The organism is Buttiauxella cochleicola, from assembly GCF_021282435.1.
In the GTDB taxonomy this organism is placed as follows: Bacteria; Pseudomonadota; Gammaproteobacteria; order Enterobacterales; family Enterobacteriaceae; genus Buttiauxella; species Buttiauxella massiliensis.
In genome coordinates this window covers 220,376-235,101 of record NZ_JAJSOT010000003.1, presented here as the reverse complement: position 1 = coordinate 235,101, position 14,726 = coordinate 220,376, and the positions used below count along the sequence as shown (strand labels likewise).

Annotated in this window: 15 protein-coding genes; 8 read left to right on the top strand and 7 right to left on the bottom strand. The window is 51.8% G+C overall.

Features of this window, described 5'->3' with window-relative positions; translation table 11 throughout:
- The first annotated feature begins 24 nt into the window (after positions 1–24).
- Entirely contained in the window at positions 25–945 is a 921-nt protein-coding gene (gene gsiC / locus LVQ77_RS09965) for a glutathione ABC transporter permease GsiC (protein WP_232904361.1), read from the top strand.
- Positions 946–947: 2 nt separating this feature from the next.
- On the top strand, positions 948–1,859 hold the full coding sequence (gene gsiD / locus LVQ77_RS09960; RefSeq protein ID WP_232865162.1) for a glutathione ABC transporter permease GsiD: 912 nt from the start codon (positions 948–950) through the stop codon (positions 1,857–1,859).
- A 97-nt stretch (positions 1,860–1,956) separates the two neighbouring features.
- On the opposite strand, the gene rimO is transcribed toward gsiD, so the two are convergent.
- Complete coding sequence (rimO, locus tag LVQ77_RS09955) at positions 1,957–3,270, bottom strand: 30S ribosomal protein S12 methylthiotransferase RimO (protein ID WP_232904360.1); 1,314 nt, start codon at positions 3,268–3,270, stop codon at positions 1,957–1,959.
- 207 nt (positions 3,271–3,477) lie between these two features.
- Here rimO and LVQ77_RS09950 point away from each other — a divergent pair, with 207 nt between their 5' ends.
- The 4 genes from LVQ77_RS09950 (at position 3,478) to LVQ77_RS09935 (ending at position 6,739) form a co-directional block, all read left to right on the top strand.
- Positions 3,478–3,786: a hypothetical protein gene (locus LVQ77_RS09950; RefSeq protein ID WP_232865163.1), complete on the top strand. Its 309-nt coding sequence runs from the start codon at positions 3,478–3,480 to the stop codon at positions 3,784–3,786.
- The gene (locus LVQ77_RS09945) at positions 3,787–4,998 is read left to right on the top strand and encodes a serine hydrolase domain-containing protein (RefSeq protein ID WP_232904359.1); all 1,212 of its coding nucleotides are present in this window, start codon (positions 3,787–3,789) and stop codon (positions 4,996–4,998) included.
- Between the two features lie 127 nt (positions 4,999–5,125).
- Positions 5,126–5,524, top strand: coding sequence for a biofilm formation regulator BssR (locus tag LVQ77_RS09940; protein ID WP_370645009.1), 399 nt, complete (start codon positions 5,126–5,128; stop codon positions 5,522–5,524).
- Between the two features lie 102 nt (positions 5,525–5,626).
- Positions 5,627–6,739 (top strand): PQQ-dependent sugar dehydrogenase, encoded by a 1,113-nt coding sequence (locus tag LVQ77_RS09935; RefSeq protein WP_232904358.1) that lies wholly within the window; start codon positions 5,627–5,629, stop codon positions 6,737–6,739.
- A 10-nt stretch (positions 6,740–6,749) separates the two neighbouring features.
- Here LVQ77_RS09935 and LVQ77_RS09930 read toward each other — a convergent pair whose 3' ends face one another.
- Positions 6,750–7,376: a glutathione S-transferase family protein gene (locus LVQ77_RS09930; protein ID WP_232904357.1), complete on the bottom strand. Its 627-nt coding sequence runs from the start codon at positions 7,374–7,376 to the stop codon at positions 6,750–6,752.
- A 250-nt stretch (positions 7,377–7,626) separates the two neighbouring features.
- Between LVQ77_RS09930 and dacC the strand changes: the two genes are divergently transcribed.
- Positions 7,627–8,832, top strand: coding sequence for a serine-type D-Ala-D-Ala carboxypeptidase (gene dacC / locus LVQ77_RS09925; protein WP_232865167.1), 1,206 nt, complete (start codon positions 7,627–7,629; stop codon positions 8,830–8,832).
- Positions 8,833–8,970: 138 nt separating this feature from the next.
- Here dacC and deoR read toward each other — a convergent pair whose 3' ends face one another.
- The gene (deoR, locus tag LVQ77_RS09920; RefSeq protein ID WP_232865168.1) at positions 8,971–9,735 is read right to left on the bottom strand and encodes a DNA-binding transcriptional repressor DeoR; all 765 of its coding nucleotides are present in this window, start codon (positions 9,733–9,735) and stop codon (positions 8,971–8,973) included.
- A 71-nt stretch (positions 9,736–9,806) separates the two neighbouring features.
- Positions 9,807–10,415, bottom strand: a complete 609-nt coding sequence (gene ybjG, locus LVQ77_RS09915; protein ID WP_232904356.1) for an undecaprenyl-diphosphate phosphatase — start codon at positions 10,413–10,415, stop codon at positions 9,807–9,809.
- A 200-nt stretch (positions 10,416–10,615) separates the two neighbouring features.
- Here ybjG and LVQ77_RS09910 point away from each other — a divergent pair, with 200 nt between their 5' ends.
- Positions 10,616–11,836 carry an MFS transporter gene (locus tag LVQ77_RS09910; protein ID WP_232865170.1) on the top strand — a complete coding sequence of 407 codons (1,221 nt, stop codon included), beginning with the start codon at positions 10,616–10,618 and terminating at the stop codon, positions 11,834–11,836.
- 84 nt (positions 11,837–11,920) lie between these two features.
- Here the strand turns inward: LVQ77_RS09910 and LVQ77_RS09905 are convergent, their stop codons facing one another.
- The 3 genes from LVQ77_RS09905 to LVQ77_RS09895 are packed head-to-tail and all read right to left on the bottom strand — an operon-like array spanning position 11,921 to position 14,726.
- Positions 11,921–12,979, bottom strand: coding sequence for an ABC transporter ATP-binding protein (locus LVQ77_RS09905; RefSeq protein ID WP_232904355.1), 1,059 nt, complete (start codon positions 12,977–12,979; stop codon positions 11,921–11,923).
- 3 nt (positions 12,980–12,982) lie between these two features.
- Positions 12,983–13,843: a carbohydrate ABC transporter permease gene (locus tag LVQ77_RS09900; protein ID WP_232865172.1), complete on the bottom strand. Its 861-nt coding sequence runs from the start codon at positions 13,841–13,843 to the stop codon at positions 12,983–12,985.
- On the bottom strand, positions 13,821–14,726 hold the full coding sequence (locus tag LVQ77_RS09895; RefSeq protein ID WP_232904354.1) for a carbohydrate ABC transporter permease: 906 nt from the start codon (positions 14,724–14,726) through the stop codon (positions 13,821–13,823). Before LVQ77_RS09895 ends, LVQ77_RS09900 begins: the two co-directional genes overlap by 23 nt.

Below are 14,726 nucleotides of genomic sequence, written 5' to 3'. Positions count from 1 at the left end.
AATACTTAACCCGATGGAGCGCCATTGTTTAACTACTTCCTCAAACGTCTGCTGGGTCTTATCCCTACACTGTTGATTGTCGCGGTGCTGGTGTTTTTGTTCGTCCATATGTTGCCTGGTGACCCGGCTCGCTTGATTGCCGGGCCGGAAGCAGACGCCACAGTTATCGAGATGGTGCGTAAACAGTTAGGACTGGATTTGCCGCTGTGGCAGCAGTTTTTGCATTACATCGGTAATATTTTGCAGGGCGATTTCGGCACATCAATGGTCTCGCGCCGCCCGGTTTCCGAAGAGATCGCCAGCCGCTTTATGCCGACCTTCTGGCTGACTATCACCAGCATGGTTTGGGCAGTGATTTTCGGCCTGTTCACTGGCATTGTTGCTGCCGTCTGGCGCAACCGCTGGCCAGACCGGCTAAGCATGACCATTGCCGTATCCGGTATCTCTTTCCCGGCATTCGCCCTTGGTATGTTGCTGATGCAGGTTTTCTCTGTCGAACTGGGCTGGTTGCCGACCGTAGGAGCCGATAGTTGGCAGCACTATATTCTGCCCTCGGTGACGCTTGGCGCAGCGGTAGCGGCGGTAATGGCGCGCTTTACACGAGCCTCGTTCGTTGATGTGTTGCAAGAAGATTACATGCGTACCGCACGCGCTAAAGGCGTGAGCGAAACGCTGATAGTTATCAAACACGGGCTGCGCAACGCGATGATCCCGGTTGTCACCATGATGGGCCTACAGTTCGGCTTCTTGCTTGGCGGCTCAATTGTGGTCGAAAAGGTGTTTAACTGGCCGGGCCTTGGGCGCCTGCTGGTGGATTCGGTTGAGATGCGTGATTACCCGGTGATTCAGGCGGAAGTGTTGCTGTTCTCGCTGGAATTTATTGTTATCAACTTAGTGGTGGATCTGCTCTACGCCGCCATTAACCCAGCTATCAGGTACAAGTAAGGATGCGACTCTTTAACTGGCGCCGCCAGGCGGTACTGAACGCGATGCCGATAGTTCGGCCACAGCAGGTGCGCACGCCCTGGCACGAATTTCTGCGCCGCTTGCGTAAGCAACCTGTGGCAATGTTTGCTGGGATGTTCGTACTGTTTTTGATTGTTATTGCTCTGATTGCACCGTGGATTTCCCCATTCGATGCGGAAAACTATTTTGATTACGACCGGCTCAACGATGGCCCGTCAATGCTGCACTGGTTTGGCGTGGATTCCCTCGGGCGCGATATCTTCAGCCGCGTGCTGGTTGGCGCCCAAATTTCGCTGGCAGCGGGCGTATTTTCTGTATTAATCGGCGCGTTGATTGGCACGTTCTTCGGTTTGCTGGCCGGTTATTACGAAGGCTGGTGGGACAGGGTGATTATGCGCATTTGCGATGTGCTGTTTGCCTTCCCTGGGATTTTGCTGGCGATTGCCGTCGTCGCGGTGATGGGCAGCGGCATGTCGAACGTGATTATCGCGGTGGCGATTTTCAGTATTCCGGCCTTCGCCCGCCTGGTGCGCGGCAACACGCTGGTACTAAAACATCAAACCTTTATCGAATCAGCACGCAGTATCGGTGCCTCGGACGCGACCATCATCTTTCGCCATATTCTGCCGGGTACGGTTTCGTCGATTGTGGTCTATTTCACCATGCGCATTGGCACGTCGATAATTTCTGCGGCGAGTTTGTCGTTTTTGGGTTTAGGTGCACAGCCGCCGACGCCGGAGTGGGGCGCGATGCTCAACGAAGCGCGAGCGGACATGGTGATCGCGCCGCATGTGGCGATCTTCCCGAGCCTGGCGATTTTCCTGACGGTGCTGGCGTTTAATTTGCTGGGGGATGGGCTGCGCGATGCGCTTGATCCGAAGATAAAAGGGTAGTCAGAGGATAAAAAAAGGTGGATGTCGCTTGCGCTAATCCACCTTACAACGTCTTTTCGTATGCCGGATAAGCGTAGCGCCATCCGACATTCAGAAATTAAACCACTGAACCCCACAGGTCATATTCGTCCGCGTTTTCAACCTTCACGCGCACCACATCACCTGGTTTCAATTTGGATTCGCCATTCAGGTAAACCGCGCCGTCGATTTCTGGAGCATCAGCCATACTGCGGCCAATCGCGCCTTCTTCGTCAACTTCATCAACGATAACCAGAATTTCGCGACCCACTTTTTCTTGCAGACGTTCAGCAGAGATCTGCTGTTGTAGCTGCATGAAACGGTTCCAGCGTTCTTCTTTTACTTCTTCTGGCACAGGATCGGCCAGTTCGTTGGCGGTAGCACCTTCAACCGGGCTGAACTTAAAGCAACCGACGCGATCCAGACGCGCTTCTTTCAGGAAGTCGAGCAGCATCTGGAAATCTTCTTCGGTTTCGCCAGGGAAGCCAACGATAAATGTAGAACGCAGAGTCAGATCCGGGCAGATCTCGCGCCATTGCTTAATGCGCTGCAACTGGCGATCAACGCTGCCTGGGCGCTTCATCAGCTTCAGAATACGTGGGCTGGCGTGCTGTAGTGGGATATCCAGATACGGCAGGATTTTGCCTTCCGCCATTAATGGGATCACATCATCAACGTGCGGATATGGGTAAACGTAGTGCAGACGCGTCCAGACGCCGAGTTTAGCCAGTTGCTCACACAGGCTAACCATGCTGGTTTTCACCGGCTCACCGTTGTAGAAACCGGTGCGGTGCTTAACGTCCACGCCGTAAGCTGAGGTATCTTGCGAAATCACCAGCAGCTCTTTCACGCCCGCATCAACCAGACGTTTCGCTTCAGACAACACATCGCCAATCGGACGGCTGTCCAGATCGCCACGCATTGAAGGGATGATGCAGAAGGTACAACGGTGGTTACAGCCTTCGGAAATTTTCAGGTAAGCGTAGTGACGCGGGGTCAGCTTCACGCCTTGTTCCGGCACCAGGCTCAAGAACGGGTTGTGTTTTGGTTTCGGCACATAGTGGTGAACGTGCTGCAAAACTTGTTCGTAGCTATGCGGGCCGGTGATTTCCAGAACTTTAGGGTGCACTTCGCGGATTTGATCTTCTTTGGCCCCTAAACAGCCGGTCACAATCACTTTGCCATTTTCGTTCAGCGCTTCACCGATCGCTTCGAGCGACTCTTGTACGGCACTGTCGATAAAGCCACAGGTGTTAACGATAACCATATCGGCATCATCATAGCTAGGCACTACATCGTAACCTTCGGTGCGCAGCTCAGTCAGAATTCGTTCAGAATCGACGAGGTTTTTTGGGCAGCCGAGGGAGACAAAGCCAATACGGGGTTGTTGCATGGGTTTTACGCTCACAAATTAAACAGAAATAAAAACCGGGCGATTCTACACGGGTTTGGGGCGTGGCTCTACTGGTTGTTTTTTTCCAGCGCACAAGATGAAATTTCAGAATCATTGAAGTGCCTTAGTTTTTGCTTACCAGGGGCGCTGGTTCTATTATCTTCCCGCCTTGTTTTTTCTTAACGTCCCGCTTAAAGAGATAATCACATGATGAGAAAAATTATAGCCCTTTCCGGGATGCTGGCCGGTGCCTTGCTGTTATCCGGCTGCAACATTATTCCTACTCCGCTGAACACCCCGCCAGCCACGGCGCAGAAGTTTGTTTGCGGTGGTGAGAAACTGGCAATTGATGGCGATTATGCCTGGTACAACGGCGACCGTTATTCTTACCAACGCATGAGCGGCGGTCAGGCGTTTTACCGTTACCACAGCAGCAATTTCGGCCTGAAGAAAGTCGGTGAAACCCGCACCATGTTCATCGGCCTTGATGCCAAACCTTGTGTGGCGGCAAACTAATTGAAGAATGCATCCCGTCGCCTGAGTACGCTGCTGCTCGGTTTTATGTTGGCGGGGTGTGGAACGCTGTCGAACGTCGCTCCTGAGGCTGAAGTGCCGCAAAAAGCGCAGCGAGCCTGTGGGAAGCCTGCAACTCGTGATATCGAACAATGGTTGCCTGCCATGGTTGAGGAGCAATCACCCGGCATGGTGGTTGGAGTGATTGATGCCAGTAATCAACGCCATTACTGGCATTTTGGTATCACCGATACAGAGCACAAGAAGCCGGTCAATGAACATACCTTGTTCGCCGTGGGTTCGTTGAGTAAAGGCATGACTGCTGAGGCGACCGCGATGTTAGTGGCGCAGGGGCGCTTGCACTGGTCAGATACGCTCGAAACCTTGCTGCCGCCATCGGTGGCGTTAAGCCGTGATGCGAAAAAAATCACGCTGCTTCAACTGGTCACGCACACTTCTGGCCTGCCACGGCAAAATATGGATTTGCCAATGTTGACGGCCTTTATTCGTTATCTTGGCAACGGTGAGAATTTCTATTCGCATCTTGATAGTGACGATGTTGTTGCAGACCTGGCTGACTTCAGCAAACCTGGCAATGCCGAACCGCGTTACTCAAACCTGGGTTATGCGGTGCTCGATTATGTTCTGCGCTACCAGACCGGCCAGCGAGCTGACCAACTGGTGCAATCGCTGATCTTTGATCCTCTCGGGATGCATAACAGCAGCTTTACCCCGAAAAAACTGAAAAGCTATCCGCTACGAGCCATTGGCCATGCGGGAAGCCAGCCGAAGTTTATTCCGCGTGGGCAAGTCGTGCCTGACTGGCAGTTCACCGGCAATATGCTTGGCGCGGGTGGTTTGTATACTGACACTGCCGATTTACTGACTTTTGCCGCCGCGCATCTCGCCAGCACTGGTGATGCAACGTTGGATAAAGCGATTCACGATACGATGCAGGTCTATTATCCGCGGGATAAAGAAGCCGCCAATATTGCCTGGGTGACAGATACCTATGGCGAGCAATCCATCACTTATCAGGTGGGATATATTGGCGGTTACTCCAGCTATATAGGTATTGATCGCGTGAATCATTTTGCCGTTGTGGTGCTGCAAAACAGTTTCACCTGGCAAAATAACCTTGGGCACAGTGTGTTACGCCAGATGCTTGAGGAGCAGAGTCAGGCTGCGACCTGCAGTGTCAATGCCGCTGCGTAATCCTTTGTTTCACTGCGATTGTTAGCCATTGTAAAGGTTGTTGCCGGGGATCAAAAAACACGGCAAAAAAGACAGAGTAGCTTAAAATTTATCCATACTATAAGTGTGTGTTATCGATTCCAACCACATGGAGGGTAAATGCATGACTGGGGAGCCACTCAAACGAGATCTCTTGAAAAAGATGATTATCGCCAAAATAGACATCGCCGCTTATCTCTCTTTGAGAAAAGCCAAAGGCTATATGTCTGTGATTGAAACTGAGCATCTGCGCGATAACCTGTTCGACCTGTCTACTGAGTATCGTGAGAAGGCCATACGCCTCAAATTCCACCTTGCAGCGCAAGAAATGGAAAGTATTAACCACGGAATGAGTGCGGTCTGTTCTGCCGGAGTTTGCCTGATGACCGGGCGCCACGATTGCCCACAATATATCGCCATCGATGCCGAAAAACTGGAAAGCTGCCTGTCTGAACTTTCCGACAGCCTGAAAGATATTATGGGCCACCAACTGGCCGTAGAGTCGTGATATATGGGGGAGGCGACTCCCCCAATTTAAGTTTTTGTAAAATTGCCATCCTACCAATCCTGGAAGACTAACCTTATCGGGTAAACCGATAAGGAGAAGGTTATGCCACGGTCGCCATTATGCTCATTCATCGCTGCAACATTATTATTTTCAGCAAGCTTCAGTTGGGCTGCGGAAGTCAAAGTTGAGGTGCTACAAAGCAAGCTCGACCACCCATGGTCGTTAGCTTTTTTGCCTGACAGTAAAGGGATGCTTATCACACTGCGTGATGGGCAATTGCGCCGTTGGCAGCCAGGTGAAGGGCTGAGTGACCCGATTGTGGGTGTGCCGAAAGTCTGGGCGCATGGGCAAGGCGGGTTACTGGATGTTGTTCTGGCACCGGACTTTGAAAAAAGTCGACGCATCTGGCTGAGTTTTGCCGAAGGCAACAGCGAAGACAAAGCGGGAACTGCCGTGGGTTACGGTACTTTGAGTAGCAATATGCAGCGGCTGGAGAATTTCAAAGTGGTCTTCCGCCAGGCGCCAAAACTCTCCACCGGCAACCACTTCGGCGGACGCATGGCATTTGATGGCAAAGGCTATCTATTTATTGCGCTTGGTGAGAATAACCAGCGCGCTACCGCGCAGGATCTGGATAAGCTGCAAGGCAAAGTGGTACGCCTGACGCAAGACGGTGAGGTGCCGCAGGACAATCCATTTGCAGGTAAGCAGGGCGCTCTTAGCGAAATATGGTCTTACGGGCACCGCAACCCACAAGGGCTAGCGTTTAATCCCGCCAATGGCGAGCTGTGGCTAAATGAGCATGGCCCACGTGGGGGCGATGAAATAAACGTCTCGCAACCGGGTAAAAACTACGGTTGGCCGCTGGCAACCTGGGGCATTAATTACAGTGGTTTGCCGATTCCCGAAGCGAAAGGTGAAATCGTAGCAGGCACGGAACAGCCTGTTTATTACTGGAAGGTTTCCCCGGCGGTGAGCGGCATGGCGTTCTATAACAACGATAAGTTCCCACAGTGGAAAGGGAAGCTGTTTATCGGTGCGCTAAAAGAGAAGAACCTGATTGAGTTGACGCTGAAAGGCGATAAAGTCACCGGGCAAAAGCGTTTGCTGGACGACCACGGGGCGCGTATTCGTGATGTGCGCGTCGGCCCGGACGGTTATCTTTATGTCCTGACCGACGAGTCTGACGGGCAATTACTGAAAATTAGCCCATAAGCCTAGTGTATTAACTTAACGGAATCATCACGACTTTCTTGAATGCCGGGCGCTGGGTCAATTGCTGATACCAGCGTTGCAAGTTCGGGAAATCGTTCCACTGCACGTCGAGATTGAGCAGGTTGTAAACGCTTGGGGCAAGGGCGATATCCGCAACGCTAAACTCGTCGCCTCCCAGCCATTTTTGCTTCGCTAGTTCCGCTTCAACGATGGCAAACAGCGTGTTGCATTGCGCGATACTCTCGTCGATCAGTTTTTGGCTGCGCTCTTCCGGCGCGATTCGCACCAGGCTGAAAAACACGCCGCGATGTGGGCCGGCAAGCGTTGTGCCTGCCCAGTCCATCCATTTTTCACCACGCGCGCGAGTGGCGGGGTCGGCAATCCACAAAGTCTCTTTGCCATACTGCGCGGCAAGATAACGCACGATGGTATTGGACTCCCATAACGTTAAGTCGGTGGCGTCATCATGAATACACGGCACCAGCGCGTTGGGATTCATTGCCAGATATTCGGCATCGTGGGTTTTACCAAATTTGCCACCCGCAGGAACTGATTGATACGCCACACCTAATTCTTCCAGGCACCACAACACTTTCTTCACATTTGTCGAATTGTCTCTGCCCCAAACTGTGATCATTTTGTTTCCTCTGTATGTGGGTTTGCACTTCAGTATGCCGTGGGCTGATGAAGAAAACAGCAGTGAACATCAACGGCAGGTAAAAAACTCATCAACGTGGCGGCAAGTCGCGCAGTTATCGAATAAACTTAAAAAACTTTACCAACACTATGTTTCATTATGTGGTTTCGCAAGTTAGCTTACTGGCAACTTGAACGATTGAGTAACGGCGTGCGTCGTGACTTTTTTAGAATGGATACTGGGTGGTGTTATGAAAACTTTGCAAATCCCTGCTTCGCTACGAGCATTACTGGCAGGTACAACCCTGCTGTTGATAGCCGCGCCTGCGGTTAGTGCAGAACAGACTGCTGATGCACCGCAAGTTGATGCTAAAGCCTGGATCTTAATGGATTATGCCAGCGGCAAAGTTCTGGCCGAAGGCAATGCTGATTCCCAGCTCGATCCGGCGAGTCTGACTAAACTGATGACCAGCTATGTGGTTGGGCAGGCTATCAAGGCTGATAAGATCAAGCTTACCGATATGGTCACCGTTGGCAGAGATGCGTGGGCAACCGGTAATCCTGCGCTGCGTGGTTCCTCACTCATGTTCCTGAAACCAGGCGATAAAGTCTCGGTTGAAGATTTGAATAAAGGTGTAATTATTCAGTCAGGTAACGATGCCAGTATTGCAATTGCTGATTATGTGGCAGGCAGTCAGGATTCTTTCGTCAGTTTGATGAACAACTATGCGCAGAAACTCAACCTGACCAATACCACTTTTAAAACGGTACATGGCCTGGACGCACCTGGGCAGTTCAGTACCGCACGCGATATGGCACTGCTCGGCAGGGCATTGATTCATGATGTGCCAGAAGAGTACGCCATCCACAAAGAGAAAGAGTTCACCTTTAACAACATCAAGCAGCCGAACCGTAACCGCTTGCTGTGGAGCTCTAACCTTAACGTAGATGGCATGAAAACCGGCACCACTACAGGGGCGGGCTACAACCTGGTGGCTTCGGCGACTTCTGGTGATATGCGTTTGATTTCCGTGGTGCTGGGCACTAAAACCGATCGTATTCGTTTCAATGAAAGTGAAAAACTGCTGACGTGGGGCTTCCGCTTCTTTGAAACCGTTACACCGATTAAACCGGATGCCACTTTTGTTACTCAACGCGTGTGGTTTGGGGATAAAAGCGAAGTGAATCTCGGGGCCGGTGAAGGTGGCTCTGTCACTATTCCTCGCGGCCAGTTGAAGAACCTGAAAGCGAGCTTCTCTCTGACCGAACCGCAGCTTACCGCGCCGCTCAAGAAAGGCCAGGTAGTTGGTACTATCGATTTCCAGCTTAATGGTAAATCAATTGAACAGCGCCCATTGATGGTGATGGAAGCAGTCGAAGAGGGTGGTTTCTTTAGCCGGATGTGGGATTTTGTGTTGATGAAGTTTCATTCTTGGTTCGGCAGCTGGTTCTCGTAATTCCTCCTTCATACTTCGAGCCGCAGATGTGTTGGCTGCGCTCGTGAACCCCAGTCACTTACTTATGTAAGCTCCTGGGGATTCACTCCCTTGCCGCCTTCCTGCGACTCGAATTATTTTGGAGGAGCTATTTATTGTTCACCATTGCAAAGAAACATTCTCCGACGCGGCAAATTCAACAAACGCCGCGTCAGGTTCTTCGTTACTGATAATCAAATCAAAAGCAGCAAGTGGCCCCATGCAGGCTGAACGTACTTTGCCGAATTTACTGCTATCCACGACCAGCACACGCTGTTGTGCCATCGCTAACGCCCAATTTTTTACTGGCAGCTCATCGAGATTAAAACAGGTTGCTCCGTGACGGGTATGAATGCCTGCCGCTGAGAAGAAGGCGATATCCGGGCAGAAATTGTTCAGGCACTCCTGGAAGTTAATCGGCTTGAAAATCGCATTGCTGGAATGAAACTCACCCCCGCTCAAAATCACCCGGCAGCCTGGTTTATCTTGTAGCGCCAGGAAGGTGTTTAACGAATAACATACTCCAGTAAATTGCAGCTCATCGTCCAGCGCTTCAATGATGTATGGCGTGGTGGTACCGCAGTCAAAAAATACCGTCTGAAGTGGGCGAACCATTGCTGCTGCAAGGCGCGCGGCATGGCGTTTCTCGTCAATACGGCGGGTTTTCTGATCGCTTAACAAATAATGGTTGGCGGTGACGCTACGTGGTTCGAGCACCACATAGCCGCCCAATAACACCACGGGACCGGATTCACTGTTGAGATCGCGGCGAATAGTCATTTCAGAGACACCGAGTAGCGCGGAAGCCTCTTTAAGGTGAATTTTGTCGCTGCGTTTAAGCGCCTGAATCAGGCGGTTGATGCGTTCGTCGCGCCGGGTTTCCATGATGCCCTCTGAATATGAAAAACCCGGCATCGCCGGGTTTCGATTAACGCATCTTACCTTTGCAAAAACAGTTAGTCACGCACCCAGCCTTTGCGGATTGGCAGGGCAAAACAGAATCGATAAGCCTGATGCAGGCGGGCGTGAAGTTGTACCCCGAACCAGTTCCATACCATTTGAGCCAGTAAACAAGAACACAGGCCCACCAGTAACCCGCCGAGCATATCCAGCGGCCAGTGCACGCCGAGATACACACGCGACCAGGCAATCGCACAGCCAATCACAAATAACACTACGCCCGACCACACGCGGTGCCAGAACAAAAATGCCAGCGCGAAGGTGAAAATCACCGTGCCGTGGTCGCTTGGGAAGGAGTCATCCGGTGCGTGGTGCAGGAAGTTGTAGCCAAAGCCTGTGACAAACGGCCTGTCATGTGGGAATACATGGCCGATAACCCACGACAGCGACACGCTAATAATGATGGCTAGTGCAGTCTTAATCACCACAACACGTTGCGCGGTCATCTGGCGGCGTTGCCCCCATAACCACAAAATGGCAATCAGCAATGGCACAATGCTAATCAAATCTTTGGCGATAAAAATGGCAAATTTAATCAACCATTCAGAAGAATCCGGTGTTGCATTAATCAGCAGAAAGAGCGACTGATTGAGTTGTTCGATCATAACGTTTTGAGTTCCTTAGCCCGTCAAATGAAGATGATGCCGCACGCCCTGCATCGTGACTATAGGACGACAGCCTACTTTGAGCTTCTTAAGAAAACCTTAAACAAAACAGCGATTCTCTCCCTTAAATAACAATTCACTATCTACCGCGAGGGCAATTTATTACACTTCGTTCGTTTTTCTTCTCCTTTGAGTTTCTCATGCAAAATAATAAGCGACTGGGTCGCCAGGCACTGCTATTCCCGCTGTGCCTGGTGCTCTATGAATTTTCTACGTATATCGGCAATGACATGATCCAGCCAGGCATGCTGGCGGTTGTCGAACAATACAACGCGGGGATCGAGTGGGTGCCGACCTCCATGACCGCATATCTGGCTGGTGGCATGTTCTTGCAGTGGCTGCTGGGGCCGCTGTCCGACCGTATTGGCCGTCGCCCGGTCATGTTGACCGGCGTGGTGTGGTTTATCGTCACTTGTCTTGCGACATTGCTGGCGCAAAACATCGAACAGTTCACATTCTTGCGGTTCTTGCAGGGTGTGAGCCTGTGCTTTATTGGCGCGGTGGGTTACGCGGCGATTCAGGAATCGTTTGAGGAAGCGGTGTGTATCAAAATCACCGCTTTGATGGCGAACGTTGCGCTGATTGCACCGCTGCTCGGCCCGTTGGTTGGGGCCGCATGGATCCACTACGCACCGTGGGAAACGATGTTTGTGTTGTTTGCGGCGCTGGCGGCATTCTCATTCTTCGGTCTGCATCGTGCGATGCCGGAAACTGCGACGCGCCTGGGCGAAAAGCTCTCGCTGCGTGATTTGGGCCATGACTACAAACTGGTGCTGAAAAACGGACGCTTTGTGGCCGGTTCGCTGGCTATCGGTTTTGTCAGCCTGCCGCTGCTGGCGTGGATTGCGCAATCGCCGATTATTATCATTAGCGGTGAAAAGCTCTCGACGTATGAATACGGTTTATTGCAGGTGCCAATTTTTGGCGCGTTGATTATTGGCAACCTGGTGCTGGCGCGGTTAACTTCTCGTCGTAGCGTGCGTTCGCTGATTATCATGGGTGGCTGGTGGATTGTGCCAGGGCTGGTAGTTGCCGCTGTGGCGACAGTGGCGTCAACGCACGCATATTTGTGGATGACTGCCGGGTTGAGTCTCTACGCATTTGGTATTGGCCTTGCTAACGCAGGACTGGTGCGCCTGACACTGTTTGCGAGTGATATGAGCAAAGGCACCGTTTCGGCGGCGATGGGGATGTTGCAGATGTTTATCTTCACCGTGGGTATCGAAGTGAGCAAACATGCTTATCTGTTAGGCGGGAATGGTTTGTTCAGCCTGCTGAATTTGTTGGGTGGTGTGATTTGGCTGGGCCTGATGTTTGTGTTCTTAAAAGATAAGACGGTCGGCAACAGAACGGATGCGTAATCTTCTGGTCTTGCGGTAAAGGGTCATTGAGGATTCGTCACGTTCAGGGGAAGCCGGTGTGTGCTGTTCCCCTGAACGCCAGCGCTAGTTAATCCGTGCGCCGCTGTGCTCATCAAACAGATGCGCTAGCTGAACGTCTGGCAGTAACCGCATTTCACTCCCCGGTTTTGTTTGTATCCTGTCTCTGAATACCGCAATCGCCTTTTGATTACCGATATTAAGGGCAATCTGTGTTTCCGCACCGGTGGGTTCTACGACATTCACTTCTGCCACCACCCCTCCTTGTGTAACCTGAGAAAAATGCTCTGGCCGCACGCCGTACAAGACTCGCTGCCCCTGTACGACGGCAGGAACGTTGGCTAACGGCAGGCGCAAACCATCATCGGTGACCACCGATTCACGGTCGACTTTGCCACTAAGTAAATTCATTGAAGGTGAACCAATAAACCCGGCGACAAAAGCATTACGTGGGCGGTCGTACAACTCAAGTGGCGTACCGACTTGCTCGATGACACCATCTTTGAGCACCACAATCCTGTCGGCCATCGTCATCGCTTCGACTTGATCATGAGTCACATAAACCATGGTGGCGTTCAGGCGCTGGTGCAGTGCTTTAATTTCGGTTCTCATCTCGACCCGCAGCTTGGCGTCAAGGTTTGACAGTGGTTCGTCAAAAAGGAATACGCGCGGGTTGCGCAAAATAGCTCGCCCCATGGCCACACGCTGACGCTGGCCGCCAGAAAGCTGACCAGGTTTACGCTTGAGCAACAAGGATAAACCCAGCGTTTGTGCCACCTGAGCGACGCGTTCATCAATCAGCAGTTTTGTCACGCCCTGCATCTTGAGCGAAAACCCCATGTTCTCTGCCACGGTCATATGCGGATATAACGCATAGTTCTGAAACACCATCGCGATGTTTCGATCCTGTGGGGAAATATCGTTAACGATTTCACCATCCAGCGCGATTTCGCCGTCGGTAATGCTTTCAAGCCCGGCGATCATACGCAGCAGGGTGGATTTCCCACAGCCAGAAGGGCCAACCAGCGCGACAAACTCGCCTTCGTGAATGGTTAAGTCCAGCCCGTTGATTATCACGTTATCTTCATAACGTTTATGAATATTGCTTAACGTAATCGTTGCCATGATTTAGTCCTTGAGACCGCCAGCAGTCAGGCCGTGAACCAGATAGCGGCGCACCAGCAGCGTAAATGCCACAACCGGAAGCATGACCAGCGTGCCGCTGGCCGCTATTTTGCTCCACTCCCACCCCTCATACTGGAGAAAGTTAACGATAGCCACTGGTGCCGTGACGGCCTGAGTGCGAGTCAGGATCAAGGCATAGAAGAAATCGTTCCACGAAAATATAAAACACAGAATGGCGGTCGCTGCTAAGCCAGGAGCCACAAGCGGTAGCGTGATGGTCCAGAACGTTCGCCATATAGAACAACCATCAAGCCAGGCCGCTTCTTCTAAAGCTGTAGGGACGGCTGCAAAAAAGGTCTGCATCAGCCAGATAACAATCGCCAGATTAAAGGTGAGATAGACAATCGCCAGCCCGATGACGGTGTCCTGCAACCCTAACCAGCGCCAGGCGAGATAAAAGGGGATGGTGAACGCGATGGGCGGTGCCATACGGGTCACCAGGATCCAGAGTGCCACGTATCTGCGCCCGGGGAATTGCCAGCGTGTTAATACCCATGCCGCGGGAACGCCGATGACCAGAGAAAGCCCTGTTGACAGCGAACTCACCAGCAGACTGTTACCGAACGAGTGGAGAAAATTCCCCTGCCAGAGTGCGCGAAAGGCGTCCAGCGTCGGGGTAAACCACAGCGTGAGATCAAACACCTCAATGGCCGGGCGAAATGCCATCACCACCATCCACAGGAACGGGGAAAGCACTGCTAACAGTAATAGCCAGGTGGCGACTTCCCGACTGCCGCGCAGACGAAAAGGTTTTCTGCGTCTGGTGCTACCAGACACCTGCTCAAGCGCTAGCTTTTCGCTCATCGCTCCACCCCGCTTTGCCAATGATATAGCTCAGTACAAATACCCCGACCAGAATGACCACCGCGATCGCGCTGCCATAGCCCCAGTACGAGAAATTAAACGCCTGAATGAAGCCGTAATAGTTGGTGACTTCAGTGACTGTGCCTGGGCCGCCGTCGGTCAAAATGTAAATCAGCGGAAAGGCTTTAAAGCTGTCGATAAGCCGGAAGAGGGCGCAGACCACCAGCACCGGTTTGATGTAGGGCAACACGATATAGCGGAAGATATTATGTGCACGCGCACCATCCAGACTTGCGGCTTCCAGCGGGTCACGTGGGATCATCTGCAAAGCCGCGAGCACCATTAACATGGTAAACGGGAACCACTGCCAGATATCCGCCACCGCAATCGCCCATAAAGCCGTCGCGGGATTGGCAATCAGCGAATTGAGGGTGATTCCCCAAAGCTCTAAGACTTGATGCAGCGGGCTAATATCCGGGGTGTAAATGATTTTCCAGATAAGTGCCACGATAATCGGTGGTAGCACCATGGGAATCAAAAATAATGTCCTGGCGGTATGTAGCCATGCTGATGCACCATTTAATAGCAACGCTAAACCCAACCCAATAATCACCTGGAATAACACGCTGACTAACGATAATTTTATTTGCGTAATAATAGAATTAAGAAAGCGTGGGTCCTCGAGAAGTTGCCGGTAATTAATCAACGGGTCGCTAAAATTAAATGTTTCCTGGGGATTAGTCAGGCTTAACGGTGTCAGGCTGGTAATAACTAATGCCATCGCCGGTAATAACGTAATCACCACTAGCAAAATAATCGACGGCATTAACCCAGCCAGCCAGGCGTTGCGCTGTTGGCTACGCCAGTTGGTTTTACGCTTCAT